General features: G+C 73.2%; 23 protein-coding genes and 5 tRNA genes. 10 read left to right on the top strand and 18 right to left on the bottom strand.

The features are described 5' to 3' along the window. Positions 1 to 24: 24 nt before the first annotated feature. Positions 25 to 540: a DsbA family protein gene (locus ABZZ04_RS28370; RefSeq protein WP_356935055.1), complete on the top strand. Its 516-nt coding sequence runs from the start codon at positions 25 to 27 to the stop codon at positions 538 to 540. Between the two features lie 22 nt (positions 541 to 562). On the opposite strand, the gene ABZZ04_RS28365 is transcribed toward ABZZ04_RS28370, so the two are convergent. The 3 genes from ABZZ04_RS28365 to ABZZ04_RS28355 form a co-directional block, all read right to left on the bottom strand. After that, on the bottom strand, positions 563 to 1,399 hold the full coding sequence (locus tag ABZZ04_RS28365; protein WP_356935054.1) for a GNAT family N-acetyltransferase: 837 nt from the start codon (positions 1,397 to 1,399) through the stop codon (positions 563 to 565). A 64-nt stretch (positions 1,400 to 1,463) separates the two neighbouring features. Continuing rightward, positions 1,464 to 2,285, bottom strand: coding sequence for an aminodeoxychorismate lyase (locus tag ABZZ04_RS28360; RefSeq protein ID WP_356935094.1), 822 nt, complete (start codon positions 2,283 to 2,285; stop codon positions 1,464 to 1,466). Continuing rightward, on the bottom strand, positions 2,285 to 3,319 hold the full coding sequence (locus tag ABZZ04_RS28355; protein ID WP_356935093.1) for a chorismate-binding protein: 1,035 nt from the start codon (positions 3,317 to 3,319) through the stop codon (positions 2,285 to 2,287). The genes ABZZ04_RS28360 and ABZZ04_RS28355 overlap by 1 nt, the downstream gene beginning before the upstream one ends. Before the next feature lie 324 nt (positions 3,320 to 3,643). Here ABZZ04_RS28355 and ABZZ04_RS28350 point away from each other — a divergent pair. The 5 genes from ABZZ04_RS28350 (at position 3,644) to ABZZ04_RS28330 (ending at position 4,090) form a co-directional block, all read left to right on the top strand. Then, positions 3,644 to 3,716, top strand: a tRNA-Gly gene (locus ABZZ04_RS28350). Between the two features lie 38 nt (positions 3,717 to 3,754). Then, a tRNA-Cys gene (locus tag ABZZ04_RS28345) sits at positions 3,755 to 3,828 on the top strand. A gap of 1 nt (position 3,829) precedes the next feature. After that, a tRNA-Val gene (locus ABZZ04_RS28340) sits at positions 3,830 to 3,901 on the top strand. Positions 3,902 to 3,920: 19 nt separating this feature from the next. Further along, positions 3,921 to 3,992: transfer RNA gene (locus tag ABZZ04_RS28335), tRNA-Val, on the top strand. A gap of 23 nt (positions 3,993 to 4,015) precedes the next feature. Next, positions 4,016 to 4,090: transfer RNA gene (locus ABZZ04_RS28330), tRNA-Val, on the top strand. 125 nt (positions 4,091 to 4,215) lie between these two features. Here the strand turns inward: ABZZ04_RS28330 and ABZZ04_RS28325 are convergent. The 3 genes from ABZZ04_RS28325 to ABZZ04_RS28315 all read right to left on the bottom strand — a co-directional run bounded on the left by ABZZ04_RS28325 (position 4,216) and on the right by ABZZ04_RS28315 (position 6,018). Beyond that, positions 4,216 to 4,488, bottom strand: a complete 273-nt coding sequence (locus ABZZ04_RS28325; protein WP_266735950.1) for a zf-TFIIB domain-containing protein — start codon at positions 4,486 to 4,488, stop codon at positions 4,216 to 4,218. A 69-nt stretch (positions 4,489 to 4,557) separates the two neighbouring features. Continuing rightward, complete coding sequence (locus ABZZ04_RS28320) at positions 4,558 to 5,544, bottom strand: aminoglycoside phosphotransferase family protein (RefSeq protein ID WP_356935053.1); 987 nt, start codon at positions 5,542 to 5,544, stop codon at positions 4,558 to 4,560. A 264-nt stretch (positions 5,545 to 5,808) separates the two neighbouring features. Continuing rightward, positions 5,809 to 6,018: a hypothetical protein gene (locus ABZZ04_RS28315; RefSeq protein WP_356935052.1), complete on the bottom strand. Its 210-nt coding sequence runs from the start codon at positions 6,016 to 6,018 to the stop codon at positions 5,809 to 5,811. An 803-nt stretch (positions 6,019 to 6,821) separates the two neighbouring features. Here ABZZ04_RS28315 and ABZZ04_RS28310 point away from each other — a divergent pair. After that, positions 6,822 to 8,189 (top strand): protein kinase, encoded by a 1,368-nt coding sequence (locus ABZZ04_RS28310; RefSeq protein ID WP_356935051.1) that lies wholly within the window; start codon positions 6,822 to 6,824, stop codon positions 8,187 to 8,189. A gap of 9 nt (positions 8,190 to 8,198) precedes the next feature. Here ABZZ04_RS28310 and ABZZ04_RS28305 read toward each other — a convergent pair whose 3' ends face one another. Next, complete coding sequence (locus ABZZ04_RS28305) at positions 8,199 to 8,648, bottom strand: DUF1097 domain-containing protein (RefSeq protein ID WP_356935049.1); 450 nt, start codon at positions 8,646 to 8,648, stop codon at positions 8,199 to 8,201. Between the two features lie 128 nt (positions 8,649 to 8,776). On the opposite strand from ABZZ04_RS28305, the gene ABZZ04_RS28300 reads away from it, so the two are divergent. Then, positions 8,777 to 9,625, top strand: coding sequence for a carbamate kinase (locus ABZZ04_RS28300; protein WP_356935048.1), 849 nt, complete (start codon positions 8,777 to 8,779; stop codon positions 9,623 to 9,625). A 123-nt stretch (positions 9,626 to 9,748) separates the two neighbouring features. On the opposite strand, the gene ABZZ04_RS28295 is transcribed toward ABZZ04_RS28300, so the two are convergent. From ABZZ04_RS28295 to ABZZ04_RS28245, 11 genes are all read right to left on the bottom strand, one after another. Next, on the bottom strand, positions 9,749 to 11,176 hold the full coding sequence (locus ABZZ04_RS28295) for a cytosine permease (protein ID WP_356935047.1): 1,428 nt from the start codon (positions 11,174 to 11,176) through the stop codon (positions 9,749 to 9,751). A gap of 316 nt (positions 11,177 to 11,492) precedes the next feature. Then, positions 11,493 to 12,089, bottom strand: coding sequence for an ankyrin repeat domain-containing protein (locus ABZZ04_RS28290; RefSeq protein WP_356935092.1), 597 nt, complete (start codon positions 12,087 to 12,089; stop codon positions 11,493 to 11,495). Positions 12,090 to 12,321: 232 nt separating this feature from the next. Further along, the gene (locus tag ABZZ04_RS28285; RefSeq protein WP_356935046.1) at positions 12,322 to 12,879 is read right to left on the bottom strand and encodes a heme-binding protein; all 558 of its coding nucleotides are present in this window, start codon (positions 12,877 to 12,879) and stop codon (positions 12,322 to 12,324) included. Positions 12,880 to 13,215: 336 nt separating this feature from the next. Next, positions 13,216 to 14,130: an RNA methyltransferase gene (locus ABZZ04_RS28280; RefSeq protein WP_356935045.1), complete on the bottom strand. Its 915-nt coding sequence runs from the start codon at positions 14,128 to 14,130 to the stop codon at positions 13,216 to 13,218. 178 nt (positions 14,131 to 14,308) lie between these two features. Next, the gene (gene cobA / locus ABZZ04_RS28275) at positions 14,309 to 15,571 is read right to left on the bottom strand and encodes a uroporphyrinogen-III C-methyltransferase (protein WP_356935044.1); all 1,263 of its coding nucleotides are present in this window, start codon (positions 15,569 to 15,571) and stop codon (positions 14,309 to 14,311) included. A 320-nt stretch (positions 15,572 to 15,891) separates the two neighbouring features. Then, positions 15,892 to 19,689, bottom strand: a complete 3,798-nt coding sequence (cobT, locus tag ABZZ04_RS28270; RefSeq protein ID WP_356935043.1) for a nicotinate-nucleotide--dimethylbenzimidazole phosphoribosyltransferase — start codon at positions 19,687 to 19,689, stop codon at positions 15,892 to 15,894. 332 nt (positions 19,690 to 20,021) lie between these two features. Continuing rightward, complete coding sequence (cbiE, locus tag ABZZ04_RS28265; RefSeq protein WP_356935042.1) at positions 20,022 to 21,260, bottom strand: precorrin-6y C5,15-methyltransferase (decarboxylating) subunit CbiE; 1,239 nt, start codon at positions 21,258 to 21,260, stop codon at positions 20,022 to 20,024. Between the two features lie 105 nt (positions 21,261 to 21,365). Next, complete coding sequence (locus ABZZ04_RS28260; protein ID WP_356935041.1) at positions 21,366 to 22,052, bottom strand: GNAT family N-acetyltransferase; 687 nt, start codon at positions 22,050 to 22,052, stop codon at positions 21,366 to 21,368. 103 nt (positions 22,053 to 22,155) lie between these two features. Then, positions 22,156 to 23,022, bottom strand: coding sequence for a MetQ/NlpA family ABC transporter substrate-binding protein (locus ABZZ04_RS28255; protein WP_356935040.1), 867 nt, complete (start codon positions 23,020 to 23,022; stop codon positions 22,156 to 22,158). A gap of 73 nt (positions 23,023 to 23,095) precedes the next feature. After that, positions 23,096 to 23,767 (bottom strand): methionine ABC transporter permease, encoded by a 672-nt coding sequence (locus tag ABZZ04_RS28250; protein WP_356935039.1) that lies wholly within the window; start codon positions 23,765 to 23,767, stop codon positions 23,096 to 23,098. Continuing rightward, positions 23,764 to 24,825, bottom strand: a complete 1,062-nt coding sequence (locus ABZZ04_RS28245) for an ATP-binding cassette domain-containing protein (RefSeq protein ID WP_356935038.1) — start codon at positions 24,823 to 24,825, stop codon at positions 23,764 to 23,766. The genes ABZZ04_RS28250 and ABZZ04_RS28245 overlap by 4 nt, the downstream gene beginning before the upstream one ends. A 619-nt stretch (positions 24,826 to 25,444) precedes the next feature. Here ABZZ04_RS28245 and ABZZ04_RS28240 point away from each other — a divergent pair. Next, entirely contained in the window at positions 25,445 to 25,804 is a 360-nt protein-coding gene (locus ABZZ04_RS28240) for a hypothetical protein (RefSeq protein WP_148833470.1), read from the top strand. A 2-nt stretch (positions 25,805 to 25,806) separates the two neighbouring features. Then, positions 25,807 to 26,244, top strand: coding sequence for a hypothetical protein (locus ABZZ04_RS28235; RefSeq protein ID WP_356935037.1), 438 nt, complete (start codon positions 25,807 to 25,809; stop codon positions 26,242 to 26,244). Positions 26,245 to 26,246 lie beyond the last annotated feature (2 nt).

Genomic DNA, 26,246 nt, shown 5'->3' with positions numbered 1-26,246 from the left:
GGCGGCCCCTGGGAGACTGGTCCCATGAGCGATTCCACCCCTGCCGCGCCCGTCGTCCTCGACGTCTGGTGCGACCTCCAGTGCCCCGACTGCCACCGGGCCCTCGACGACCTGCGGGCCCTGCGGGCCCAGTACGGCGACCGGCTCGAGGTACGGCTGCGGCACTTCCCGCTGGAGAAGAACAAGCACGCCTACGCCGCCGCGCAGGCCGCCGAGGAGGCCGCGGCCCAGGGCGAGGACCGGGCGTACGTCGAGGCCCTCCTCGCCCGCACCGGCGACCTCGGCCGCGTCGGCGAGCCGCTGCTGATCGAGGTGGCGCGGGAACTCGGCCTGGACACCGAGGAGATGGACACCGCCCTGATCGACGGACGGCACATGCTGATCGTCGACGCCGACCAGGCCGAGGGCAAGGCGATCGGGGTCACCGGCACCCCGACCTACGTGATCGGCGACGAGCGGCTGGACGGCGGCAGGAGCCAGGACGGGCTGCGCGAGCGCATCGTGGAGATCGCCGACCGGCTGCTCGCCGAACGGGGCTGAGCGGACAGGCCGGGCGGGTGAGTCAGAGCGTCTTGGCCAGGTTGTACTGGACCGTTCGGTAGCCGAGCGACTCGTACAGCCGCAGGGCGGGCGTGTTGGAGGCGAACACGTGCAGCCCGAGCCGACGGGGGCCCGCGGCCAGGACGAGGCGCTCCGCCTGCAGCATCAGGGTGCGCCCGTGGCCGTGGCCCCGGTGCTCCTCGGCCACCTCGACGTCGAAGACGAATCCGGCGCCCACGCCCTCGATCTCCTCGCGCACCGACACCCACACGTGGCCGACTACCGCGTCCCGGTCCACCAGCACGTGGATGAGCATGCCCTCGGTGTCCCGGCCGTCCGGCAGGTTGCGCTCGTGGTCGGACACGGACTTGCGCATGGCCTGCTCGGCCGGCACTCCCCGGTCGGTCCAGGACTTCGCGTACCCCTCGACGCTGGTGCTCAGCCAGGTGTCGAACTCCTCGGCGGACATCGGCCTGGCGACGACCCCGTCCGGGAGCGCGGGGGCCTCGGGGCCGAGTTCCTTGAGCATGTTGCGGCTGCGCTCGGTGTAGCCGAGCGCGGCCGCCAGGCCCCGGGCGGCCTCGTCGTCCGCCGGCGCCTCCAGGCGGACCTGGGCGCAGCCCCAGCCGCGCAGCACCTCCTCGGCGGCGAGCGCGGCGATGGTGCCGCGCCCGCGCCGCCGGGCCGGTTCGTCGATGCGCACGGAGCGCAGCACGCCGGCCGCCGCGCCGAAGCCCGTGTCGGTGCCGATCTCGACGGAACCGACGGGCCGTCCGTTGTCGCACACGTCGTACGCGCGGGTCTTCGCGCCGTCGGCGCCTTGCTGGATCGGCCCGGTCGGCCGGAGGGTGGTGGTCATCCGTGCTGTTCTATCCGCCGGATCCCGCCGCGTCACCCGGTTTTACGGATCCGGGATGCCGGTCCTACGGGTCGAGGTCGTTCCCGGCCCGCTCCTCGAAGATCCGCATCGCCTTCGTGGTCACCGGCCCCGGTCCGCCGGGCAGCTCCCGGTCGTCCACCCGGTGGACGGCCTGCACATCGCGCAGCGTGGAGGTCAGGAAGATCTCCTCGGCCCGTTCCAGGACGTCGAACGGCAGCTCGGTCTCCTGCGCCCCCGTCCATTCCACGGCCAGCGCGCGGGTGATCCCGGCGAGACAGCCGGAGGCGACGGGCGGGGTGTGGAGCTGTCCGTCGAGCACGACGAAGACGTTGGAGCCGGTGCCCTCGCAGAGCTGTCCGACCGTGTTGGCGAAGAGCGCCTCCGACGCGCCGTGCTCGTGGGCGCGGGCGAGGGCGACGACGTTCTCGGCGTACGACGTGGTCTTGAGTCCGACGAGCGCACCGCGTTCGTTGCGCGTCCAGGGGACGGTGATCACGGCGGTGGTGTCGGGGCGGCGGGCGGCCCCGCCGAGGGCGATGACGAGCCCGGGGCCCGCGTCGCCGCGGTCGGAGCCGAGCGGGGAGAGTCCGCCGGTGTAGGTGATGCGCAGCCGGCCGAGCGGCATCGGGTTGGCGTCGATGACGGCGGCGCAGCCCCGGCGTATCTCGTCCAGGTCGGGCTCGGGAAGGCCGAGACCGCGGGCCGACCGGGCCAGCCGGTCGAGGTGGCGGGTGAGGGCGAAGGGCCTGCCGTCGGTGGTCCTGATCGTCTCGAAGACGCCGTCCCCCACGGTGAGCCCGTGGTCGAGCACGGACACCCTGGCGTCGTCGGCGTCCCGCAGGCCGCCGTTCACCCACATCCTCATCATGCGGTCCTTCCTGTTGTTCCGTGTTCGCCCGACGCCACCGCGAGCAGTCGGGACGCCTTGAGTTCGGTCTCGTCCCATTCGCGTTCGGGATCCGAGCCCCAGGTGATGCCGGCCCCGGTGCCGAAGCGGAGCACCGGAACCGTTCCGGTCCGGTCGATCCAGAAGGTGCGTATGCCGACGGCGAGCGAGGCGGTGCGGCGGTCGGCGTCGACCCAGCCGATGCCTCCGCAGTAGGGCCCGCGCGGCGCGGTCTCCAGTTCCCCGATGATCCGCAGGGCGCTGGACTTGGGCGCCCCGGTGACCGATCCGGGCGGGAACGCGGCGTCGAGGAGTTCGGGCCAGCCGGCGCCCTCGGCGAGTTCGCCGCGCACGGTGGAGACGAGATGGACCAGGCCGGGGTGCTTCTCGACCACGCAGAGGTCGGGGACGGTGACCGAGCCGGTGGCGCAGACCCGGCCGAGGTCGTTGCGGACCAGGTCGACGATCATCACGTTCTCGGCGTGGTCCTTCTCCAGCAGGTCGCTCTCGGTCCGGCCGGTGCCCTTGATCGGCCCCGACTCGATGGTCCGGCCGTCCCGCCGGAGGAAGAGCTCGGGGGACGCGGTGGCGATCTCGACGCCGTGCGCGGGCAGCCGAATCGTTCCTGCGTACGGGGCGGGGTTGCCCCGGGCCAGCAGCGCGGTCAGCGCGTCCACGTCCGCGGCGGCCGGGTCGGGCAGGGGCGCGGTCAGCACCCGGCAGAGGTTGGCCTGGTAGACCTCGCCCGTCGCGATGTGTTCACGGATCCGTCGTACGCCCGTGGTGTACATGGCCCGGTCCAGGGACGAGGTCCAGTCGCCGGCCGCGGGGCCGCGCCAGGCGCCGGGCACCGGGGCGGGCACCGGCCGTCTGTGTACGGAGCCGAAGCGCGCGCAGACGAGGCGGCCCTCGAAATCGGCGGACACGGCCCAGAACCCGGTCGATTCGAGGGCCGCGGGATCACTGGTCACATCCCGCAGGTCGGACGCGAGGAGGCCGTCGAAGCGGGCCATTGGAGCAAGGTCGTGCACGCGGTCGAGTCTAGTGTCGCGACCGGCGGTACCCGCCCGGCAGGAGGGTCGTCCGGGTCCGCGGCCGCGCCCCGGCCGGCGCTTCCCCACCGGGGCCACCAGGGCTTTTGGCCGCCGCCGCGGGCACGCGCACCGGGGGGTGCCACGGGGCGGGGTTTGCCGGGAGGGACACCCGGGCCGCGTGCGACGACCCGCGCCGGGGCGGGTGCACCTCAGCACGCTGCGCAAACGCGTTTTTGTACTGGCCCGGGAATCCGCTAGAGTTCAACACGTCGCCGGGACGCGCAAGCGGAACGGGAAAGACAAGCGGACGTAGCTCAGTTGGTAGAGCGCAACCTTGCCAAGGTTGAGGTCGCCAGTTCGAACCTGGTCGTCCGCTCGCAGAAAAGTGGGGGATCTTCCCGAACCCTCACTCCGGGTGGAGTGGCCGAGAGGCGAGGCAACGGCCTGCAAAGCCGTCTACACGGGTTCAAATCCCGTCTCCACCTCCAAGGACGATTAGCTCAGCGGGAGAGCGCTTCCCTGACACGGAAGAGGTCACTGGTTCAATCCCAGTATCGTCCACTGGTCCGCAAGGATCCCCGCGCGATTAGCTCAGCGGGAGAGCGCTTCCCTGACACGGAAGAGGTCACTGGTTCAATCCCAGTATCGCGCACGCAGTACACGCAGGTTCACCCTGCGCGATTAGCTCAGCGGGAGAGCGCTTCCCTGACACGGAAGAGGTCACTGGTTCAATCCCAGTATCGCGCACCAGCGAAAGCCCCGGTCGTCATCGACGACCGGGGCTTCTTCGTTCCCGCCGGGCGCGGTGGACGCCCGTGGGTCCGGACGGGGACGTCCGGACCCACGCGGTCAGGCGCTCGGTGCGGTCGTCCGGTTCAGGACGAGAAGAGCATGCGGCCGAAGCTCTTGTGCCGGTAGTGGCCGCCGTGGTGCTGCGGCGCGCCCCAGGCGGGCGCCGGGGCGGCGGGGTACGCCTGCGGGGCCGGCGGCGCGGGCGGGGCCTGCTGCGCCCACTGCGCCTCGATTCGGGTGAGGGACTCCAGCTCGCCGTAGTCGAGGAAGATTCCCCGGCAGCCGCTGCACTGCTCGATCTGGATGCCGTTGCGGTTGTACGTGTGCATCTGCGCGTGGCACTTGGGACACTGCATGGTTTCGGCTCACTCCTCGTTCTGGGACCGCCGTCGCCGGAAGGGATGTCCGCCGACGGTCGGTTCAGCCTACGACGACCGCCCGGCGGCCAACTGTGGCGGGAGGGAAGCGATTCGGGCGCAGGCGTCGAGCATCGTCCGCTCCACCTCGTCCGGAGCCCGGCCCTCCGCCGTGGACTTGGCGATCGCCAGCGCGGCGGACTGGACGGTCAGGGCGCGGGCCGGGACGTCCAGTTCGGGCCAGGGGTCGCCCTCGGCGCGTACGGCGGGGCCGCCCGCGGCCCGGTAGGCACCCAGGAAGCGGGACCAGACCTCGGGGGGCAGGAGGCCGGCCGCGTACCAGGCGGCGGGGCGGGCGAGGTCCCAGGCGGGGTCGCCGAGGCCGAGGTCGTCGACGTCGATGAGCAGCCAGGGCCCGTGCGGGGCCGGGTGGCGGACGAGCTGGCCCAGGTGCAGATCGCCGTGGCAGAGGAAGGAGGAGCGGGGCGGGGGCTGGGCGGCCTCGTCGCGGGCCCAGGCGGGCAGCCCGCGCCAGGCCGCGAGCACGGGGGCGGTGGCCGGGTCGTCCGGGCGGGCGGCACGCATCCGGTCGACGGCGAGCGCGGCCTTCGCGGGGCCCCGCATGGGCGGGAGCGCGAGGGAGGGCGGGGCCGGGGTGCGGTGCAGTGCGGCCAGCAGGCCGGCGGCCTCCTCCCAGGGGGCGGCGTCCGGGTCGCCGGGGTCGACGGGTGCGCCGTGGGGCCACAGCGTGACGGGGCGGTCGGGGAGCGGGTCCGGTCCGGGTGCTTCGGGGTTCCGGGCGGGGCGGGGGTGCAGCGGTGCGAGCAGGACGCCGGCGAGCCGGGGGTCGTCCGCGAGGGCGAGGCGGGTGAGCAGGCCGGGGGTGTCCGTGCCGGGGGCGTGGGCCTTGGCGACGACGGTCCCGCTGCGGACCACGGTGCCGTCCGCGCGGTCCGCGAGCACCGCCGGGGGCGGGCAGGCGCAGGGGCTCCCGGGGCCCGGGTGAGCGGCCCGGTGGGCGAGGTCGCCCAGCGCGCGTATGACTGCGGTGGTCACGGTCTCCCCCGGTGACGAGCGGATGCACGGGCGGCCCGGTCCGCGCCGGGCCCGTCGACGAGCGTACGTGGGGCGGTGCGGGGCCGGGGAGGCGCTTCGAGGCCGCGGGACGGACGCTCCGTCGTGAACGGGCCCGGAAAACGCGATGTCCGGTCAGCTCCCCAGCTGACCGGACAAACGCTGCCGTCCGCCGCACCCCCGTCCCCACGGGGCTGTTGGCCGGATGTCCCGGTCCGGACCGCTCTTCCGGACCCCGGGCGCCGCTCAGCGCCCCAGCATCACGCCCACGGACGACGCCTGTGTGACCACCGCGTCCCAGCCGCCGAAGACGACCACGAGCAGGGCCGCCAGGGGAAGAACCATCGCCGTCGCCACCAGGGGGTGGCGCGTACCGGACGACGGGCGGGCGCCGAACGCGGCGTGGAACCTGCGTCCCCGCGCACGGATCATGGTCCGCGTTGCCGTGTCCGCCATGGTTCCTCTCCCGACTCGATGTGGAGCGGCGGGCGTGTGACCTCGGGGGACGAGTGTTGCGCCCGCCGCTTGACCTCAACAGTAGGGACGCGGGGGACGGCCGACGTCATGCCCGCGTACCTAATGCCGGGCCTCCCGGAGGATGAGCCGCCGGTAGTCGATGTACTCCCCTGGGTGGAGAACGGGTGCACGTCCTTGGGGACATCCCTGAGGGGTTGTCGGGTACCCCTCACACACGACCTCCGACGTATCAAGGCGTCCGACGGATGCCGGGACGGCCGGATGAGAAGGCTCTGACCAGGGGAAAAGCTTCCGGGTTCGTGAAACCTTCCGGGCGGGCGGCAGACCGTGCGGTCGGGCATTCACCCGATTTCTGATGCCGTTGTCGTACTTCCGTCGGACACGGTCCGGTTCCGGGGCACGGGACGTCGTCCGCGGGCCGCCGGACCCGCCGCCGGGGGTCCGGCGGAACCGTCCGTGACCGTGACTTCACTCACCCTCCCTCTCCCCCCGTCGGCCGGGCGACGCGACCGGCCGGTCCTCCGCCGGTCCGCGCGCGCCCGCGCCGACCGGGGCCACACCGTATGGTTTTCGGCCATGTGGCTCCAACGGCCTGTCGGGACAACCGCTTTGGGACCGGGGGCCGCCGCGGCGCGGGTCGCCTCCCGGTCCACGGCCCGTCACGGCCCGTGCCGCGTACCGACAATCGGTCGTCCGGCGAGGGCGCGGCCTCTGAGCGCCCCGGGCGCCGGGTACGTAAGCTGTGCCTCGTCAGGCGGACCAGGCAGCGGGGATGGGCAGACATGGCGATGATGCGGCTCCGGCGCGAGGACCCGCGTGTCGTCGGCTCGTTCAGGCTGCACCGGCGGCTCGGGGCGGGCGGCATGGGTGTCGTCTACCTGGGCTCGGACCGGCGCGGTCAGCGGGTGGCGCTGAAGGTGATCCGCCCCGACCTCGCGGAGGACCAGGAGTTCCGCTCGCGGTTCGCGCGCGAGGTGTCCGCGGCCCGGCGGATCCGCGGTGGCTGCACGGCGCGGCTGGTGGCCGCCGATCTGGAGGCGGACCGCCCGTGGTTCGCCACCCAGTACGTCCCGGGGCCCTCGCTGCACGACAAGGTGGCCGAGGAGGGACCGTTGTCGGCGGTCGAGGTGGCCTCGATCGGGGCCGCGCTCTCCGAGGGTCTGGTGGCGGTGCACGAGGCCGGTGTGGTGCACCGTGACCTGAAGCCGTCGAACATCCTCCTCTCCCCCAAGGGCCCCCGGATCATCGACTTCGGGATCGCCTGGGCGACCGGGGCCTCCACGCTCACCCATGTCGGCACGGCGGTGGGTTCGCCGGGCTTCCTCGCCCCCGAGCAGGTGCGCGGCGCGGCGGTGACGCCCGCGACCGACGTGTTCTCGCTCGGTGCCACGCTGGCGTACGCGGCGATGGCCGACTCGCCCTTCGGGCACGGCAGTTCCGAGGTGATGCTGTACCGCGTGGTGCACGAGGAGCCACATCTGCACGATGTGCACGACGCGCTGGCGCCGCTGGTGAGTGCCTGTCTGGCGAAGGACCCCGAGGAGCGGCCGAGCACGCTCCAACTCTCCATGCGGCTGAAGGAGATCGCGGCGCGGGAGGCGCAGGGGCTGCGCGCGGGGCGGCCGCCCGCGCAGCGCTCGACGCAGGATCCGGACCGGCCGACCGGCCGTCTCGACGGCCCGTACACCGAGCAGCAGACCCGGCGCGCGGCGCCTCCCGGGCCCCGTCAGCAGAAGCTCGCGCAGGACGGCAGGCAGGGCCCGTCGTCCAGGGCCGGGGGCTCGCGCACCGGCGGTTCCCGTACCGATGGTTCGCGTACCGGCGGTTCACGCACCGGGGGCGCACGTACCGGGGGTTCGCGTCCGCAGCAGCCGCGCGGCACCACCCGGTCCGACCGGCGTCCGCAGGGCACGAACGGGACGAACGGCAGGCCGACGAACGGCAGGCCGGGGACTCGGCCCGGGAACCGGGCGACCTCGGCGGGTCTGCGGCCCGCCAATCCGCGGCTGCTGCGGCAGCGGCTCGTCGTCTTCGTCGTGGTGACGCTGTTGGTGGCGCTGGGCATCGCGGCGGCTCAGGGCTGTCAGGGACCGGCCCGCGGGCTGGGGTCCGATCGGGGCCACGAACAGACACAGGGTCAGAGCCGGTAGGTCCGGGGGTCAGCCGGGGCGGCCGGCGACGCCGGGGCCGGTGGTCTCCGGTTCGGTGGTCCCCGGTTCGGCGGCGGGTTTCCAGCGGGCGAAGAGCGTGCTGCCGCCCCAGTCGCAGAGGACGCCGAGCAGGGTGCCCGCGGCCAGGGACGCCAGGAGCAGGGCCCAGTCGTTGTCCTGGATGGCGAAGAGCGAGTAGCAGCCGACGAACGTACCGGGGACGAACGAGGTCCACCGGAACCGTCCGAGCAGCACGATGCATGTGACGAAGACGCCCACGGTCAGCGCGTACGCGGCGTCGGCGCTGCCCAGGAGCACCGCTCCCCGGATCATCAGCCAGGCGCACAGCGAGCTGGCGAAGGTGGTCGACAGGGTGAGCGCCGCGCCCGGGAGGAGGCGCCTGCCGCAGGCGAAGTAGGCGGTGCAGCCGACGAACCCGGCCCACGCGGAAAGGCCCACGCCACGAGGCCGGCGAAACCTCCCCAGAGGCCGCAGAGCGGGCCGGTGAACGTCGCGGTGGCGAGCAGGTACCGGTTCATCGCAGGACGGTCTCCTTCGAAAGGACGGGAGGACGGCTGCGGGCCAATGTGAGGTCGACCTGCCAGGCCCTGGCGGGGCTCGCCCGCGAGCACGAGGTCGTCATCACGCACGGGAACGGGCCGCAGGTCGGCCTGCTCGCGCTGCAGAACCTGGCGCACCAGGACGTCGCCGCCTATCCCCTGGACGTCCTGGGGGCGGAGACCCAGGGCATGATCGGCTACGTCATCCAGCAGGAGCTGTCCAACGCGCTCGCCGGCGAGCGCGAGGTGGTGGCCGTGCTCACCACGACGGTGGTCGACGAGGACGACCCGGCCTTCGAACGGCCGACCAAACTCATCGGGCCGACCTACTCGGCCCAGGACGCGGCCGAGGCGGCGGCGGAGTACCGGTGGACGATCGCGCGTGACGGCGGGACGTTCCGCCGGGTCGTGCCGTCGCCCGACCCGATCCGGGTGGTGCAGGCGCCGATCGTCCGCCTCCTGCTGGAGAACCAGCGGCTCGTGGTGTGCGTCGGCGGTGGCGGCGTGCCGGTGAGGACCGACGGCAAGGGCCGCGAGGTCGGGATGCAGGCGGTGGTCGACAAGGACCTCGCCAGTGCGGCGCTGGCCGCGGAACTGGCGGCCGACACGCTCATCATGCTGACGGACGGCGACTACGTCAGCGAGAACTGGGGCACCCCGCAGCAGCGGGACATCAGGACCGCCTCCGCCGACGCCATTTCCGAGATTTCCTTCGCCGAGGGGTCGATGCAGCCCAAGGTGGACGCCGCCATCCGGGTCGCCCGCGCGGGCGGCCGCGCGCTCATCGGTCCGCTGAGCCGGCTGGACGACCTGCTGGCCCGCAAGGTCGGCACCGAGATCCGGGGCGACCTGGACGCGGGCATCGTCTACGCGTGACCCCCGGCGTCCGATACGAGAGGCCCCCGTGCCGCCCACCCGGCGCGGGGGCCTCTCGTGGTTCGCCACGACAAGCGGTGGTACGGGGCCGGCCCGTGCACGTGGAGCCGGCCGGGGCGTGCGTCAGCCGCGCGGGATGCTCCCGAGAACGCGGGTCGCCGCCCAGTAGACGGCGGAAGCCGTGATCATGCCGGCGAAGATCGCCGCGTCGACGCCCCACAGGGCCTTCGCCGCCGGGCCGGCCCAGAAGCTGGTGGTCACCCACATCGTGGCGGCGATGCCGCCGACGACGAGTGCCAGGACACCCGCCCAGTGGACACCGCCGCGGTACCAGAACGGTCCCCCGCGCCGCGCCTCCAGGAGGGTGGCGCCGTCGTAGCGGTTGCGTCGCAGGACCAGATCGGTCACGGCCACCGCCATGGCCGGGCCGGTCACCACGACCACGAGCTGGAGCATGGTGTTGACGCTGGTCAGGAAGTCGAAGACGAGGATCGCGTACAACGTCATCGCCGTGCCGAGGACGCCGATGACCAGGACCGCCGGGATGCGGGCGAGGCGGACGCCGACCGACTGGATGGACAGGCCGGCGCTGTAGGCCGTCATGCCGTTGTTCGTCATCGTGTTGACGACGACCGCGATGACGAAGACGGGGACGAACCAGCCCGGCAGGATGGTCTCCAGCGCGGCCTGCGGGTCGCTCATGTCAAGACTGGTCGCCGCGAACGCGCCGACGGCGGTGAAGACGACGCTCGGCAGGTACGCGCCGAGAGCCGTCCACCCGGCGATGGCGACCGGGCTGCTGTCACGGGGGAGGTAGCGGGCGAGGTCGGGGCTGTTGCTGTACGAGAGCGGGGCGGAGGCGACGATCGTGAAGCCCGCACCGAGCGTCGCGACGAGCGCGGCACCCCGCAGCGGCTCGGCCGGGGCGTAGGACCAGTCGGTCCCGGCGAGCACGTACCCCGTGACCACGACGAACACGACGGTCAGGAGGACGCTGAGCGCGGCATAGAGGCGCACGATCGTCGCGTGTCCGAAGATCGCTATCAGCAGCGTCCCCCCGGCGATGAGGCAGATGACGACCGCGTCGACGGCCCGGCTGTCCGGCAGCCCCATCCGGCCCGCCAGTCCGATGCCCGCGACCGAGGCAGCCGACCAGTTCAGGGCGAGGTAGGCCGCGGCGATGAGCCAGCCGGTCAGGACGAGCACGACCTTGTTGCCCACGACCCCGTACACCGCACGCGAGATGACCGATCCGCTCGTGCCGGCGACCGGACCGCTCGCCGCCAGGACGCCCGTGCAGATCCACAGCAGGTTCCCGGCGAGGATCACGCCGATGGCCTGCGGGAGCGTGAGTCCCATGAGGATCAGCGTGGCTCCGACGACGAAGCTCAGATAGCTCACGTTGGGCGCCGCCCAGACCGCGAACAGCCGGCGCGGGTGCCCGCCGCGCTCGTCCGCGGGCACCAGGTCGATGCCCCGGGTCTCCAGCTGCCCCGCGCGTTCGGAGCCATGACTGTCGCGGGACCCCGGGGAGGATTCCGAGGACCTCACGGAAGGGGTGGAGTTCGTCGCCATCGAGACCTCTCGGATCCACGGACCGCGGTGCCTCTATTGAGCGCCCGGCCAATTACGTATTGGTCGCACATCCAATAGCGTGTCCACCGTCACGTCAAGACCCCGACCGGCACGGATCCGGAGCGGATGAAGGGGGGCGGCGCATCAGCAAATTCGCACCCCTGTCGCACATCCGCTCCCGGATGCGCCCGGCACGGGGCCCGGCGCATCCGGGCACGGCGTCCGGGCCGGGGGGCTCCGCGGCTCGGGGCGCGTACGGGGCAGGTCCGCGCGGGGACCCGGTGGGCGGGTCTCAGCTCACGGCCCGCAGCAGGCCCGCGATGTGCTCGAACCCGCGCCGTTCCGCGTGTTCGAGGGCCGTGACGCCGTCGCCGTCCGGGAGGCCGGCAGTGGCGCCCGCCGTGATGAGCAGTTCCACGACCTCCTCGTGCACGGGGCCGCCGCCGCCCAGGATCACCGCCTCCAACAGGGCGGTCCAGCCGAGGCGGTTGACGTGGTCGACGTCGATGTCGGTCTCGCGCAGCAGGGCCCGTACGTAGCCGACGTGGCCGCGTTCGCAGGCGGGAATCAGGGCGGTGCCGCCGAAACGGTTGCACGACGACAGGTCGGGGCCGGCCGGGAGCAGGGTGCGCATCATCGCCACGCTGCCGGTCACCCCGGTCACCAGCCAGGGACTGTCCTCGCGGTCGTCCCGGGCATCGGGGTCGGCCCCCGCGGCGACGAGCACCTCGGCCGCGGCCACATGGTCGCCCGCCGCGGCGAGCAGGAGCGGGGTACGGCGGTGGGGGTCCCGCACCTCCGCCTCGGCACCGGCGGCGAGCGCGGCCCGCACGCCCGCGGTGTCGCCCGTGCCCGCCGCCGCCAGCAGGGCGTGTCCGGCCGGGGTCATGGGAGTGCTCCTCGGGCTGCTCGCGCCGCGCAGCACGGCCGACATCGTCCTCACCCGCGTACGCACCGCGATGCCGATGCCCGCCCTGAGACCGGCCCGGACACGGACGGGGTCGAGAAGCCGACGGCGCACGGCACGGGGAGTGCCGTGCGCCGGCCGGAACCGGGAGGACGCGTCGTTCCCGCCCGCGGCGGTGTCGTCGAAGAGCGGCATCATGCGACCTCCTCCTGTCCTACTTGTTCAGGGCCGCGGCGCCGGCCCGGGCGAACTTCTCGTCCAGGTCGCCGGACGGGGCGCCGGCGACGCCGATGCCCGCGATCGGGGCGCCCTTCGCGGTGACGGGGGCGCCGCCGGCGAGGAAGAGGGTGCCGGGGACGTCCTTCAGCGTCGGGGCGTTCTGCAGGCGCTTGACCAGCTCGGAGGTCGGGGCGTTCCAGGAGACGGCGGTGTACGCCTTCTTCACGGCCGACTCGTAGGACTGCGGGCCGGCGCCGTCGCCGCGCAGGGTGACGACGGTGTTGCCGTTGCGGTCGACGACGGCGACCGAGACCCGCTGGTTCTCCTTCTCCGCCGCGTCCAGCGTCGCCTGCGCGGCCTTCGTCGCCGCCTCGATCGTCAGGTGCGTGGACCGCGTGAGGTTCTTGCCCGCCGCCTCCACCCCGGGGGCGATGGTCGCGGACGAGCCCGCGTTGGCCGTCACCACGGCGAAGGTCCCGAGCGCGACGGCGCCGGCCACCGTGCCGCCGATGACGATGCGCGTGCGCTTCGAGGTCTTCCTGGCGTGCTTCATTCCGGTCACTCCTGTGATGGATGGGGGGCGCGGCCCCGTCCGCCCGGGGAATCCGGCTTCCGGGCCCGCCGGCTCCTGCCGTCCCGCTCGGATCAAGAGTGGGCCCGGGCACCCGCCCGTCCCGTCGACGTACCGGCTGCATGTGACGAGCGGGAAAGCCGACCCGGGGGTCATCCGATCGGTTGACCCCGGACGGCCCCGGACTTCCCGGCTCCATCGGTCCGGAAGGAGGTGCGGACGCACGGGCCCGCCCCGACGACTTCCGCCCGTGCGTTCCACGGGGCGGAACGCACGGGCGGCTCGGGCAGGAAGGGCGGGCGCGGGACGCCCGCGGGGTCAGGCCGTTCGCGGCCTGGTGGCGTAGAAGGCCACGGCCGAGGCGGCCGCCACGTTGAGGGAGTCGACACCGGCGTCCATCGGGATGCGGACGTGCTCGTCGACCGCGGCGAGGGTCCCGGGAGTGAGTCCGGCGCCCTCCGTGCCGAAGACCAGCGCGAGCTTCTCGTCGTCGCGCGCGGCGAGTTCGTCGAGGGTGATCGCCCGTTCGCTCAGGCAGAGGGCGGCGAGCGTGAACCCCGCGGAACGCAGGATCCCGATGTCCTTCGGCCAGGACTCCAGGCGGGTCCACGGCACTTGGAAGACGCCCCCCATCGAGACCTTCACGGACCGCCGGTAGAAGGGGTCGGCGCAGCGCGGGGTGAGCAGGACCGCGTCGATGCCGAGGGCGGCGGCGTTCCTGAAGGCGGCGCCCAGGTTGGCGTGGTCGACGATGTCCTCGAAGACGGCGACGCGCCGGACCGTGCGGTCCCCCGGGCCCGGGGGCGGCACCGCCGCGGGGCCGGTGCGGTCGTCGGCCGTCGTCTCCGCGGCCGTCGTGTCGGAGGCCGTCGTGTCGGAGGCCGTCGTCAGCAGCTCGTCCACCGTCGGCAGCGGCCTGCGCTGCATCGAGGCGAGGGCGCCGCGGTGGACGTGGTAGCCGGTGACGCGCTCGGCCAGTTCGGGGCTGACCGCGTACACCGGGGCCGGGACCTCGTCGATGACGTCCCGCATCAGGTCGATCCACTTCGCCGAGAGCAGCATGGACCGCATCTCGTACCCGGCGTGCCTGGCGCGTCTGATCACCTTCTCGCCCTCGGCGATGAACAGCCCCTCGGCGGGCTCCCGTCTGCGCCGGAGCTCGACGTCGGTCAGTCCGGTGTAGTCGTGCAGACGGGGGTCGTCGGGGTCGTCGATGGTGATGAGGTCGGCCACGGGTTCGATACTGCCTTGTCCGGTGTGTGGTGCCAACGGATCGGAAGAAGTTCCGTTACCGCCGGTTACTCAATGGGGTCCGTGAGGATCTTGCGTTCGGATCGGGCCGGATCGGCGTGCGCACCGGGGCGCGCGAGCCCGGCCCGGTCCGGACGAGAGGCCCGGGTGTCCGTGCCGGTCATTCGGCGGGGAGCGGCGCGATGTCCGCGCCGACCGCGACGACCTCGCCGATGACGATGACCGCCGGGGGGCGCACCTCCTCGGCCGCGGCCCGTTCGGCGACGGTCTCCAGGGTGGCGTCCACCCGGCGCTGGGCGGCGGTGGTGCCCTCCTGGACCAGGGCGACCGGGGTGTCGGGGGCCTTGCCGTGGGCGATGAGGGCGCGGGCGATGGCGCCGATCTTGTCGACGGCCATCAGGAGCACCAGGGTGCCGCGCAGTCTGGCGAGGGCCTCCCAGTCGACCAGCGAGCGTTCGTCGTCGGGGGCGACGTGGCCGCTCACGACGGTGAACTCGTGGGCCACTCCCCGGTGGGTGACGGGGATTCCGGCCGCGCCGGGCACGGAGATCGAGCTGGAGATGCCGGGGACGACGGTGCAGGCGATGCCCTCGGCGGCGAGCGCCTGGGCCTCCTCCATGCCGCGGCCGAAGACGAACGGGTCGCCGCCCTTGAGCCGGACGACGGCCTTGCCCGCCTTGGCGTGGTCGATGAGCGCCTGGTTGATGGCCTCCTGGGCCATGTAGCGGCCGTACGGGATCTTCGCGGCGTCGATCACCTCGACGTGCGGCGGCAGTTCGTCGAGCAGGTCGCGCGGGCCGAGCCGGTCGGCGATGACGACGTCGGCCCCGGCGAGGAGGCGGCGGCCGCGGACCGTGATCAGGTCGGGGTCCCCGGGGCCGCCGCCGACCAGGGCCACGCCCGGGGCCCTGGTGCGGTGGTGGGGTGCGGCGAGGGTGCCGTCGCGCAGGCCCTCGACGATGGCGTCGCGGACGGCGGCGCAGTGGCGCGGGTCGCGGTCATGGGTGCCGGCGGTGAGAACGGCGACGGTGACGCCCTCGCCGCGGCCGGTGGCCGGGGTCCAGGCGGTGGCGGCGTCGGCGTCGTCGCTGCGGACGCACCAGATCCGGTTGCGTTCGGCCTCGGCCGACGCGGCGTCGTTCGCGGCGAGGTCGTCGGACGCGACGAGGACGTACCAGGCGCCGGCCAGGTCCCCGTCGGCGTACCGGCGGCGCTCCCAGCGGATCTCGCCGGCGTCGGCCATCGCCTCGACGGACGGGGTGGCGGCCGGGGACACGAGGACGATGTCGGCGCCCGCCGCGATGAGCGCGGGGAGGCGGCGCTGGGCGACCTGGCCGCCGCCGATCACGACGACGCGGCGGCCGCCGAGCCGCAGTCCGACGGGGTACGCGGGGTGATCGGTGCGCTCTGCGTGCTCGGCCATGGCGGTGCGGGCTCCTCGTGCAGGGGACTGAATGCGGAGGCCGCTGCGGCGGTGGAGCGGCTGTGACGTGCGGGTTCGCGGGGCGGGTCAACGATACGCGGTGGGACGGCCGCGACGCGTCGGGGAGCGGGCGGGACGGGGTGCCTGCGGCGGCCGGTCTCCCCCGGCCCGTTTCCTCCCCGGCCGTCCCCCGGCACCGGCCGGGAAACGGGGCCGGAGTACCGGGAGCGCCTGGAGGACGGAAGGCCCGGTGGGAGGAAGGGGCTCGGTGGGCAGGGAGGAACCGGAGGGCCGGGACCGACGGGGTCCCGGCCCCGGGGCTACTTCTCCGTGACGCCCGCCGTGTCGAACGTCGCCACCTCGTGCATCGCCCGCGCCGCGCTCTGCACGATCGGCAGTGCCAGCAGCGCGCCCGTGCCCTCGCCGAGGCGGAGGTCGAGGTCGACCAGCGGACGCAGCCCCAGCTTGTTGAGGGCGGCGACGTGGCCGGGTTCGGCGCTGCGGTGGCCCGCGATGCAGGCGGCCAGGGCCTCGGGGGCGATCGCACGGGCGACCAGGGCCGCGGCACCCGCGCTGACGCCGTCGAGGATGACGGGGGTGCGCAGCGAGGCACCGCCCAGCAGGAAGCCGGCCATCGCCGCGTGTTCGAGGCCGCCGACCGCCGCCAGGACGCCGATCGGGTCGGCCGGGTCCGGCTGGTGGAATTCGAGGGCCCGCCGGACCACATCGACCTTGCGGGCGTGCATCTCGTCGTTGATGCCGGTGCCGCGACCGGTCACCTCGGCCGGGTCCATGCCCGTGTACACACAGATCAGCGCGGCCGACGCCGTGGTGTTGGCGATGCCCATCTCACCGGTGAGCAGGCCCTTGTTGCCCGCCGCGACCAGGTCGCGGGCGGTCTCGATGCCGACCTCGATCGCCGCGAGCACCTCTTCGCGGGTCAGCGCGGGACCGGTGGTGAAGTCGGCCGTCCCGGCCCGGACCTTGCGGGGCAGGAGACCGGGCGTCGCGGGCAGTTCCGCGGCCACACCGACATCCACCACGCACACCTCGGCGCCGACCTGGGACGCGAACGCGTTGCAGACCGCGCCGCCGCCGAGGAAGTTGGCGACCATCTGGCCGGTGACCTCCTGCGGCCAGGCGGTGACGCCCTGGGCGTGCACGCCGTGGTCACCCGCGAAGATCGCGACGGCCGCGGGCTCCGGGATCGGCGGCGGACACACCCGGGAGAGCCCGGCCAGCTGCGCGGAGATGATCTCCAGCATGCCGAGGGCACCGGCGGGCTTGGTCATCCGCTTCTGGCGTTCCCACGCCTCGCCGAGCGCCTTGGCGTCCAGCGGACGGATGTTGGCGATGGTCTCCTGGAGCAGGTCGTGCGGCTCCTCGCCGGGCAGGGCGCGCCGTCCGTACGTCTCCTCGTGGACGACCCAGGACAGCGGGCGGCGCTTGGACCAGCCCGCCTGCATCAGCTCGGGCTCCTCGGGGAACTCGTCGACGTAGCCGACGCACAGGTAGGCGACGACTTCGAGGTGCTCGGGCAGGCCCAGGGCGCGGACCATCTCGCGCTCGTCGAAGAAGCTGACCCAGCCGACGCCGAGGCCTTCGGCACGGGCGGCGAGCCAGAGGTTCTCGACGGCGAGCGCGGAGGAGTACGGGGCCATCTGCGGCTGGGTGTGCCGGCCGAGGGTGTGCCGACCGCCGCGGGTGGGGTCGGCGGTGACGACGATGTTCACCGGGGTGTCGAGGATGGCCTCGATCTTCAGTTCCTTGAACTGCTTGGCCCGGCCCTTGGGCAGCGACTTGGCGTAGGCGTCGCGCTGACGCTGCGCCAGTTCGTGCATGGCACGGCGGGTCTCCGCGGAGCGGATGACGACGAAGTCCCAGGGCTGCGAGTGGCCGACGCTGGGTGCCGTGTGCGCGGCTTCGAGCACGCGGAGCAGGACCTCGTGCGGGATGGGGTCGTTGCGGAAGCCGTTGCGGATGTCGCGCCGCTCGCGCATGACGCGGAGCACCGCCTCGCGCTCGGCGTCGTCGTAGCCGGGGGCCGGCGGGCCGACGGGGACCGCGGCCTCGTCGGACTCGGGCGCCTCCGTCCCGGGGGCCTCTGCCGCAGGAGTCCCGGCCGCAGGGGTCCCGGTCTCGTGGGCCGAGGGGGCTTCGGTGGCCGGGGCCGTCCCGGTGGCCGGGATCTCCTCCACGACCGGGGCTTCGGCGACCGGCACTTCGGCGGCCTGCGCCTCGGGGGTCTCGGCCGTACCGGGAACCCCGGCCGCCTCGGGGGCTTCCGCCGCGAGGGGCTCGGTGCCGGGTGCCGGGGCCTCCCCGGGCAGTTCCTGCGGCCGGTCCGCGGCCTGCGCGAAGACGATCTCGTCGTGCTCGGTCACCGTGTCCTGCACGGGCGCGGCCGCCACCGGCTCCGCGGGGGGGGCGGCCTCCGCCGCGTCCACGGGGGCGGTCGGGGCCGGGGTCTCGATGACCTCCGGGCCCGCCTCGGCCTCCGGTTCGGGCGCGTTCGGGTTCGGTGCCCCGGCGTCCGCGACGGGTCCGGGAACCTGCTCGGGCATCTCGGCGGGCGCGGCACCGGTAACGCCTTCGGCGACCTCCACCGGCGCGACGGGTTCCCCGGCGTCACCGGCCGGCACCGCCTCGGCGTCCGGCCGGGGGCCCTGGGCGGGCTCCGTCGCGACCGCCCCGTGCTCGGGCCCGGCCACGGAGTCGGCCTCCGCGTCCCCCGCCCCGGCGGTCTGCTCGGCGGCCTGTACCGGGACCTGCTCCGCGACGGGTGTCGGGGCCAGGTTCGGGGTAGTCGGCACCGAACCCTCCACGGGCACGAACTGCCCCACGGGAACGGCTTCCTGAGTCCCCTGGGCCTCCTGGACGCCCTGTGCCTCCGGGGCCCCCTGAATCTCCTGAGCCTCCGAGGCCCCCCGGGCCTCCTGGGGCACGGCACCTTCGACAGGCATGGCGCCTTCGACAGACACCGCGGCTTCGACAGACACCGCAGCTTCGACGACCGCGGCCTCACCGGGTACCACGGTCTCCACGGGCGTTGCGGCTTCGACGGGCGCTGCGGTCTCCACGGACACTGCGGTCTCCACGGACACTGCGGCCTCGACGGGCCCTGCGGCCTCGACGAAGCCCTCGGCCGGAGTTCCGGCGGGAGCCTCGGCAACCGGGGCCGCCGCGGCCTCCGGCACCACGGCCGGAGCGGCCTGCACCGGCTGTGCCGCTGCCACCGGCTCGGCGACCGACTCCGCGGCCGGCTCGGTGCCCTGCTCCGGAACGACCGATTCTGCTGTCGCCTCCGCCGCCACCGGAACCGCCGCCGGCTGCGCCGCCCACGGGCTGCCGCCCTGCGGGAGGATCTCGCCGAGCTGCGGACCCGGCAGCACCGCCGCGTCCTCGCCCGGCGCGAAGTACTCGGGGCCGGCGGCCTGTGGCACGGAAGCCTGGGCCTGCACGGGGGCCTGGGGCTGGACCGGGGCCTGGGGCGCGCCCGCGGGCCCGCGGTCGGCGAGCGAACGGACCACGCCGCCGGTCGACGCGCCGCCGTACGACGGGCCTCCGTCGGCCACGGCCGGGCCGCGGTGCAGCGGCCGGCGCGTCGGGGTCTGGGGCTGTGCGGCCTGGGCGGGAACCTGAGCGGGCGAGGGGATGCGCACACCGCTCAGGTCGACCGAACCGGAGTCGCGGCCACCGGATTCATGCGTTCCCTGGCCGGTCACGACCGGGTGCTCCGCCACCGCCTGCTGAGCGGCGGCGTACCTGTCGGCGGCCGGCGCCTGCACGGGCTCCTGCACCTGGACCTGCACGGGTCCCTGCGGCTGGACGGGGGTCCCGGCGGCCGGCTGGGCGTAGGGCTGGGCCGGGTGGCCGCCCTGTCCGGGCACCGGTGCGTGGACGGCGGCGGCCTCGGGGTACTGGCCGGGGGCCGGCACGGTCTGCGGGTCGCTCCAGGCGCCCTGCGGACTCGGCATCAGCAGGAGGTCGTCGTCCTCGGGCACGTGCTCGGAGGGGGCGAGGTAGGTGTAGGCGTCCGGGGCGGCGACGCCCGGCTGCTCCACCGTGCCCGCGTTCTCCGGCAGTCCCTCGACCGGGATCTGGCCGGTGTCACTCATGCGTACCCCTCGCCCATCGTCAGTGCTCCTTCGGCCCTTCGTCCGGGACGTCCGAACACGGCGCCCCGGTGCTCGTCAACAAGAACGAGCGGGCTCGCCGCGCGGCACGAAACGGTCGTGGACATACTGCATTCTCACGCCCGTCCGCCGCCGCGGCAGCCCATTTCGCCACGGCCCGCTGTGGACTGCGCCACGTTGCGCATCCCCCGGTTCCGCCGTACCACAGCGGGGACCAAAACAGTCCCCTTTTCCGGACATTGACGAGCGAAACGACGAACGTCCGACCGCGGTACAACGATCGGCCAGCCTACCTCCCGCCGCACGCGGCCGGGTCAGGGGGCGAGGTCGGAACGCGTCGCGGAGAGCAGGAACACGACCGAGCGTTCACGCTCCGACCATGCGGCCGTGTCGAGTTCGACGGACTGGAGGAGCGAGCACCGGACGGCATATCCGTTCCCGGTGAGCGCGGCGCCGAGCGCCTCGGCCTCGTCGCGGGTCGACGCGTGGGTCACGATGCGTTCCGGCCGGCGTTCGGTGACGGCGGTGACGACGGGGACCCCGCCGCCCCCGATCCGGACGACGTCGGGTTCCGGCAGCCGTTCCAGCACGTGCGGCGCACGGCCCTCGACGACCTGGATCTGGACCCCGAAGGCCCGTGCCGCCGCCGCGGTGCGGGCGCAGGCGGCCGGGTCGCTGTCGACCGCCAGGACCGCCGCGCCGAAGCGGGCCGCCTCCACGGCCAGGGCCCCGCCGCCGGAGCCGATGTCCCACAGGAGGTCGCCGGTGCGGGGGCCGAGGCGGGCCAGTTGGGCGGCGCGCAGCCCCGGGGACCCGCCTTCGCCGCTCGTCGCCCCGCCGCCCGCGACGTCGTCCGGGTACGCCTCCGGGGGCAGCGCCCAGCCGCGTGCTCCGCGGGGGCAGGCGGGGTGGCCGCCCGCGATCCACCCGCCGGCGGCCTGCGGTTCGGGGCCTCCGCCGATGACGATGACGACGTTGGGGTCGCGCCAGACGTGGTCGGCGGCCTTGTCGGAGGTGACGACGGTGACCTGTTCGCGGTCGGTGCCGAGTTCCTCGCAGATGACGAAGGTGCGGTGGACGCCTTCGAGGAGCAGGGCCAGTTCGGCGGGGCCCGCCCCGGGCGAGGTGAGGACGGCGACCTTGTGGTGGGCGCGGCAGACGTTGACGGCGCGGCGCAGGGTGCGGGGGTGGGCGACGACGATCCGGGCGTCCTCCCACGGCATTCCCGCGCGGGCGAACGCGGCGGCGACGGAGGAGACCGCCGGGACCACCTCCACCTCCAGGCCGTGCTCGGGTGCGCGGAGGTTGCGTACGACCCCGAAGAAGCCTGGGTCCCCGTCGGCGAGGACCACGGCGCTGCCGCGGTGTCCGGCGATCCGGCGGGCGGCCAGGTCGATGGAGCCCAGGCGGATGCGTTCGGCCTGCGCCGGTACTTCGGGCAGTGCGAGGTGGTGGGCGGCTCCGGCGACGAGCGTGGCGGCCGAGAGGGCGGCCGTGGCCGCTCCGGTCAGTGGTGAGCCGTCCCAGCCGATCACGGTGACCCGATCGGCCATGTGTCGTCAGTCTCCTGGAGTCGTCGCAGGTGGGGATGTTCGTGAAGGGGGCAGGGCGAGGTTACCCGGTCCGTGCCCACGGAGCGTCAGGACCCCTCCGGGAGGTCAGTTCCAGTCGTTGTAGGCACCGTAGCCGCCCGCGTCGGCGAGCTGCTCGGCGACGCCTTCGAGGTCCTCGGGGAGCAGGCCCCAGACGATCAGGTCGGTGCGGATGTCGGTCCAGCCGCCGTCCGTGCCGTTCTCGGTCCGGGTGCGCGCTATGCGGGCGTTGCGCAGGACGCCCTCGCTGATGCAGCCGAGCTTCTGGGCGACCTGCTGGGCGGCGGTGTTGTCGGCCGCGGTGCGCAGCTCGATGCGTTCGAAGCCCCGGTCGTCGAAGAGCCACTGGGCCAGTGCCAGCACGGACTCGGTGGCGTAGCCCTCGCCGCGCGCCCAGGGGGCGGTGATGTACGCGACCTCGGTGGCGCGGGTGCGCCAGTCGGTGTTGCACAGCCGGACGGAGCCGACGAGTCGCTGGGTGAGGAACTCGGTGACGGCGAGGACGATGCCGTCACCGCTGGTGCGCCGGGCGGGGGCGATCCTGCGGACCCAGCGTTCGGCGTCGATCCGGGTGTAGGGGTGGGGGGCGTCGGTCCAGGCGGTGACGAGCTCGTCGTTCATCATCTCGATGTACGCGGGGATGTCCGCCATGTCGAAGGGGCGCATCACCAACCTGTCCGTGCTGATGGAGATGTCCGGAAAGGTGGAAGTCATGCGCAGCTCCATGCCGAAGGCCGTGTGAATGCACAGCATGCAGCATCGGGCCACCGGTGCGCATGGTCGGGTCCGGCACGGCGGAGCCCCGCGCCCCCCTGATGGGGTGCGCGGGGCTCGCCGGACAAATGCCGTGCGGGGGTCAGGACTTGGTCGCGGTGCCGAAGGCCGGGATGATCGAGCCCTGGTAGGTGTCCTCGATGAACTTCTTGACCTCGTCGGAGTGCAGGAGCTTCACGAGCTTCTGGACGCGGGCGTCCTTCTCGTTGCCCTCCTTCACGGCGATGATGTTGGCGTAGGGGTTGCCGTCGGCCTTCTCCAGGACCAGGGAGTCCTTGCCGGGCTTGAGGTCGGCCTCGATCGCGTAGTTGCCGTTGATGACGGCCGCGTCGACGTCGTTCAGGGCGCGGGGGACGGTGGCGGCCTCCAGCTCCTTGAACTCCAGGCCCTTCTTGTCGGTGATGTCGCTCAGCTTGGCGCTGGTGCCGACGCCGTCCTTGAGGGTGATGAGGCCGTTCTCGGCGAGCAGCTGGAGGGCGCGGCCCTCGTTGGTGGTGTCGTTGGGGACGGCGATGGTCTGGCCGGCCTTGATGTCCTTGAGGTCCTCGACCTTCTTGGAGTAGAGGCCGAGGGGCTCCAGGTGGACGGCGCCGACGGAGACGATGTGGGTGTTCTTCTTCTTGTTGAAGTCGTCGAGGTACGGCTGGTGCTGGAAGAAGTTGGCGTCGACCTGGCCGGTCTCGGTGGCGGTGTTCGGCAGGACGTAGTCCGTGAACTCCTTGACCTCCAGCTTGAGGCCCTCCTTCTCCGCCAGGTTCTTCCGGACGAACTCCAGGATGTCGGCGTGCGGCGTGGGGGACGCGGCGACGACGAGCGCCTTGGAGGTGTCGGCCCCTGCGCCGGTGTCGCTCTTGGCGGACGGGTCGGAGTCCGTGCCGCAGGCGCTGAGGCCGAGGGCGAGGGCGGCGGTGGCAGCGGCAGCCGCGGTGATCTTGATGTTCTTGCGCACGAAAAGTGCCTCTTTCCGGTGATGAGGGTGGTGCGCCCGGACAAGGAGTGCGGGCTTTTGAGGGGAGGAGGTCTCAGGTGGTGGCGCGGCCCCGGCGGGCCAGCAGGCGTACGACCACGTCGCCGATCAGCTGGACCACGGTCACGATGACGACGAGCAGCGCGACGGTGATGAGCATGAACTGGTTGTCGAAGCGCTGGAATCCGTAGGTGACGGCCTTGGATCCGAGCCCTTCGCCGCCGACGGCCCCGGCCATCGCGGAATAGCCGATGAGCACGATGACGGTGGTGGTGACGCCGGAGATGAGCGAGGGAAGTGCCTGCGGCAGCAGGACCTTGCGGACGATCGTCGGGATGGATCCGCCCATCGACTGGACGGCCTCGACGAGTCCGTGGTCGACCTCGCGGACGGACGTCTCGACGAGCCGGGCGAAGAACGGGATGGCGCCGACGGCAAGCGGGACGATCATCGCGGTCGGGCCGATGAAGGTGCCGACGATCCAGGTGGTGAAGGGGATCAGGGCGATCAGCAGGATGATGAACGGCAGCGAGCGGCCGACGTTCACGATCGCCCCGACGACCTTGTTCACGGGGGTGTTCTGGAGCAGTCCGCCCTTGTCGGTGAGGACCAGCAGGACACCGAGCGGCAGCCCGACCAGGATGGTGACGACCGCGGACCAGAGCACCATGTAGAGGGTGTCGACGGTCCCCTGGGTGAGCAGCGGCTGCATTTCGGACCAGGTCACTTCGCCACCTCCTTGGTGAGCGGGGCGGGGGTCTGTACGGGAATGGCGGTGGCCGCGTCCTCCACGACCTCGGCCTGGAGGCCCTGCTCCCGCAGGAAGCCGATCGGGACGACGTTCTCCTCGAAGCGGCCGGGCAGCTCGATGCGCATCCGGCCGATCTGGTTGCCGCCGACGGTGTCCATCGCGGCGCCCAGGATCGAGATGTCGATGTTGTAGGTGCGGGAGAGCTGGGAGATCACCGGCTGGGTGGCGGCCTCGCCGCGGAAGGTGACGTCGACGACCGTGCGGTCGGGGCCGGAGGCCGTGCCGCCGACCGGGAACAGCTCGTGGGCCAGTTCGGAGCCGGGGGTGGCGAGCAGGTCGCCGACGGTTCCGGATTCGACGACGCGCCCCTTCCGCATCAGTGCGGCGGAGTCGCAGATCGTCTTGACGACGTCCATCTCGTGCGTGATGAGCAGGACGGTCAGGCCCAGCTGCTGGTTGAGGTCGCGCAGCAGCTGGAGGATCGAGCGGGTGGTCTCGGGGTCGAGGGCGGAGGTCGCCTCGTCGGAGAGCAGCACCTTGGGGTCCCCGGCGAGTGCGCGGGCGATACCGACGCGCTGCTTCTGGCCGCCGGAGAGCTGGCCCGGGTACGCCTTGGCCTTGTCGGCGAGGCCGACCAGGTCGAGGAGTTCGAGGGCCTTGCGGGAGCGGTCCCGGCCGGGGACGCCGAGGATCTCCAGCGGGAGTTCGACGTTGCCCTGGACGGTGCGGGAGGCCAGCAGGTTGAAGTGCTGGAAGACCATGCCGATGCGGCTGCGCACCTCGCGCAGTTCCCTGCCGGCCCGCCTGCCGCGCCCGGCGAGGGCGGTGAGGTCCTGGCCGGCCACGGTCACGGTGCCGGAGGTGGGGCGTTCCAGGAGGTTGACGCAGCGGATCAGGGAGGACTTGCCGGCACCGCTCTGTCCGATGACGCCGTACACCTCGCCCTCGCGGACGTGCAGGTCGACGCCGTCGAGGGCGGTGACCTCCCGGCCGCGCGACTGGTAGACCTTCGTGAGGCCCGTAGTGGTGATCACAGGGGGTTTCCGTCACTGTCGAGTGCGCGGCGCGGTGTCCGCCGGGCACGGGGCATTCGTCTGAATGGGACTGTCGGGACGCTTCGATCGGACGTTCCGAGCGGGAGTTTCCGACGCGGGCCGGCGCGGCAGGGGCCGGGCGGTGGCGTCGGGGCAGGCTCGTTCCGCCGGGTGCGGACGGCGCGGGCTCGGTCTCGCTTCGGGGCGCGAGGATCGGGCGGGGGCCCTCAGAAGGTGCGCATTCGACACATACAACGAGCACCGGGCGTCGTGATCGCCTCGGTCGCAAGGATGCGGCTGCTCGTCGTGGTCATGGCCCAAGTAAAACAGACGTAACGGGCCTCGCGACCCGGTTGTCCGGATGGCGGACGTTCGTGGACACCGGGCCGGACCGGGGCGGCCGCCGCCCGAAATCTCGACCCCCGAGGCCGTGACCTGCGGAAACATGCCTCGGGTGGGAGTGAGGACGGCTTCCGCGACCGGGCCGGGACGGCTCCCGGTTGTGGTCAAGGCCACGGACGGCCGCCGTTCGGGGCCCGGACCGCCCCCGGTCGTCCGGTCCGCGGTCCGGGCGGGGGCGCACGCAGGGTGCGGCACGGTCCGTAATACCCTCGGCCTCATGCTTGTCGCCCTGACGGTCGCGGTCTCCGTGACCGCGCTCGCCCTCGCCGCCTGGTGCGGTTTCGCCGCCTACCGGGACCAGCCGACCAAGGACTGGCACTTCATCGGGATGGCCGTGGTCTCCCTGCTGGCGCTGGCCCAGCTGGTGGTGGGCATCGTGCAGCTGTCCCGGGGCGAGCGGCCCGAGCAGGGCATGACGATCTTCATCGCGTATCTGATCGGGGCGTTCTTCGCGGTGCCCGCCGCGGGTTTCCTGTCGCTGACCGAGCGGACCCGGTGGGGTTCGGTGACGGTGGCGGCGGGTGCGGTCGTGCTGGCCGTCCTCGAAGTACGGCTCCACGACATCTGGGGAAACTGACCGTGACCGACACCGACCGCTCCCCCTCGGCGGCCACCGGCGAGAAGCAGCCCTTCGACCTGGGCACGGGCCCCGGCCGGGTCCTGGTCTGGTTCTACGGGGTGTTCACCGTCGCGGCGGCCTCCCGCGCGATCGTCCAGATGATCCTGGACTTCGGCCGGGCGCCGCTCTCCTACGTGCTGTCGGCCGCCTCCGCGCTCGTGTACGGGTTCATCACGTACTCGCTGGTGCGCGGGGGCGAGCGGGCCCGCAGGACGGCGCTGGTCTGCTGCGCCGCCGAGTTGCTGGGGGTGCTGGTGGTCGGGACCTGGACGATGGTGGAGCCCTCGGCGTTCGCGGACGACACCGTCTGGTCGGACTTCGGCATGGGCTATCTGTTCATCCCGGTGATCCTGCCGGTCACCGGGATGATGTGGCTGCGCCGGGCCAGGACCGCCTGACG

Origin of the sequence: Streptomyces sp. NPDC006435 (assembly GCF_040612315.1) — a bacterium.
Lineage (GTDB): Bacteria > Actinomycetota > Actinomycetes > Streptomycetales > Streptomycetaceae > Streptomyces.
This window is presented reverse-complemented; position numbering and strand designations above follow the sequence as displayed.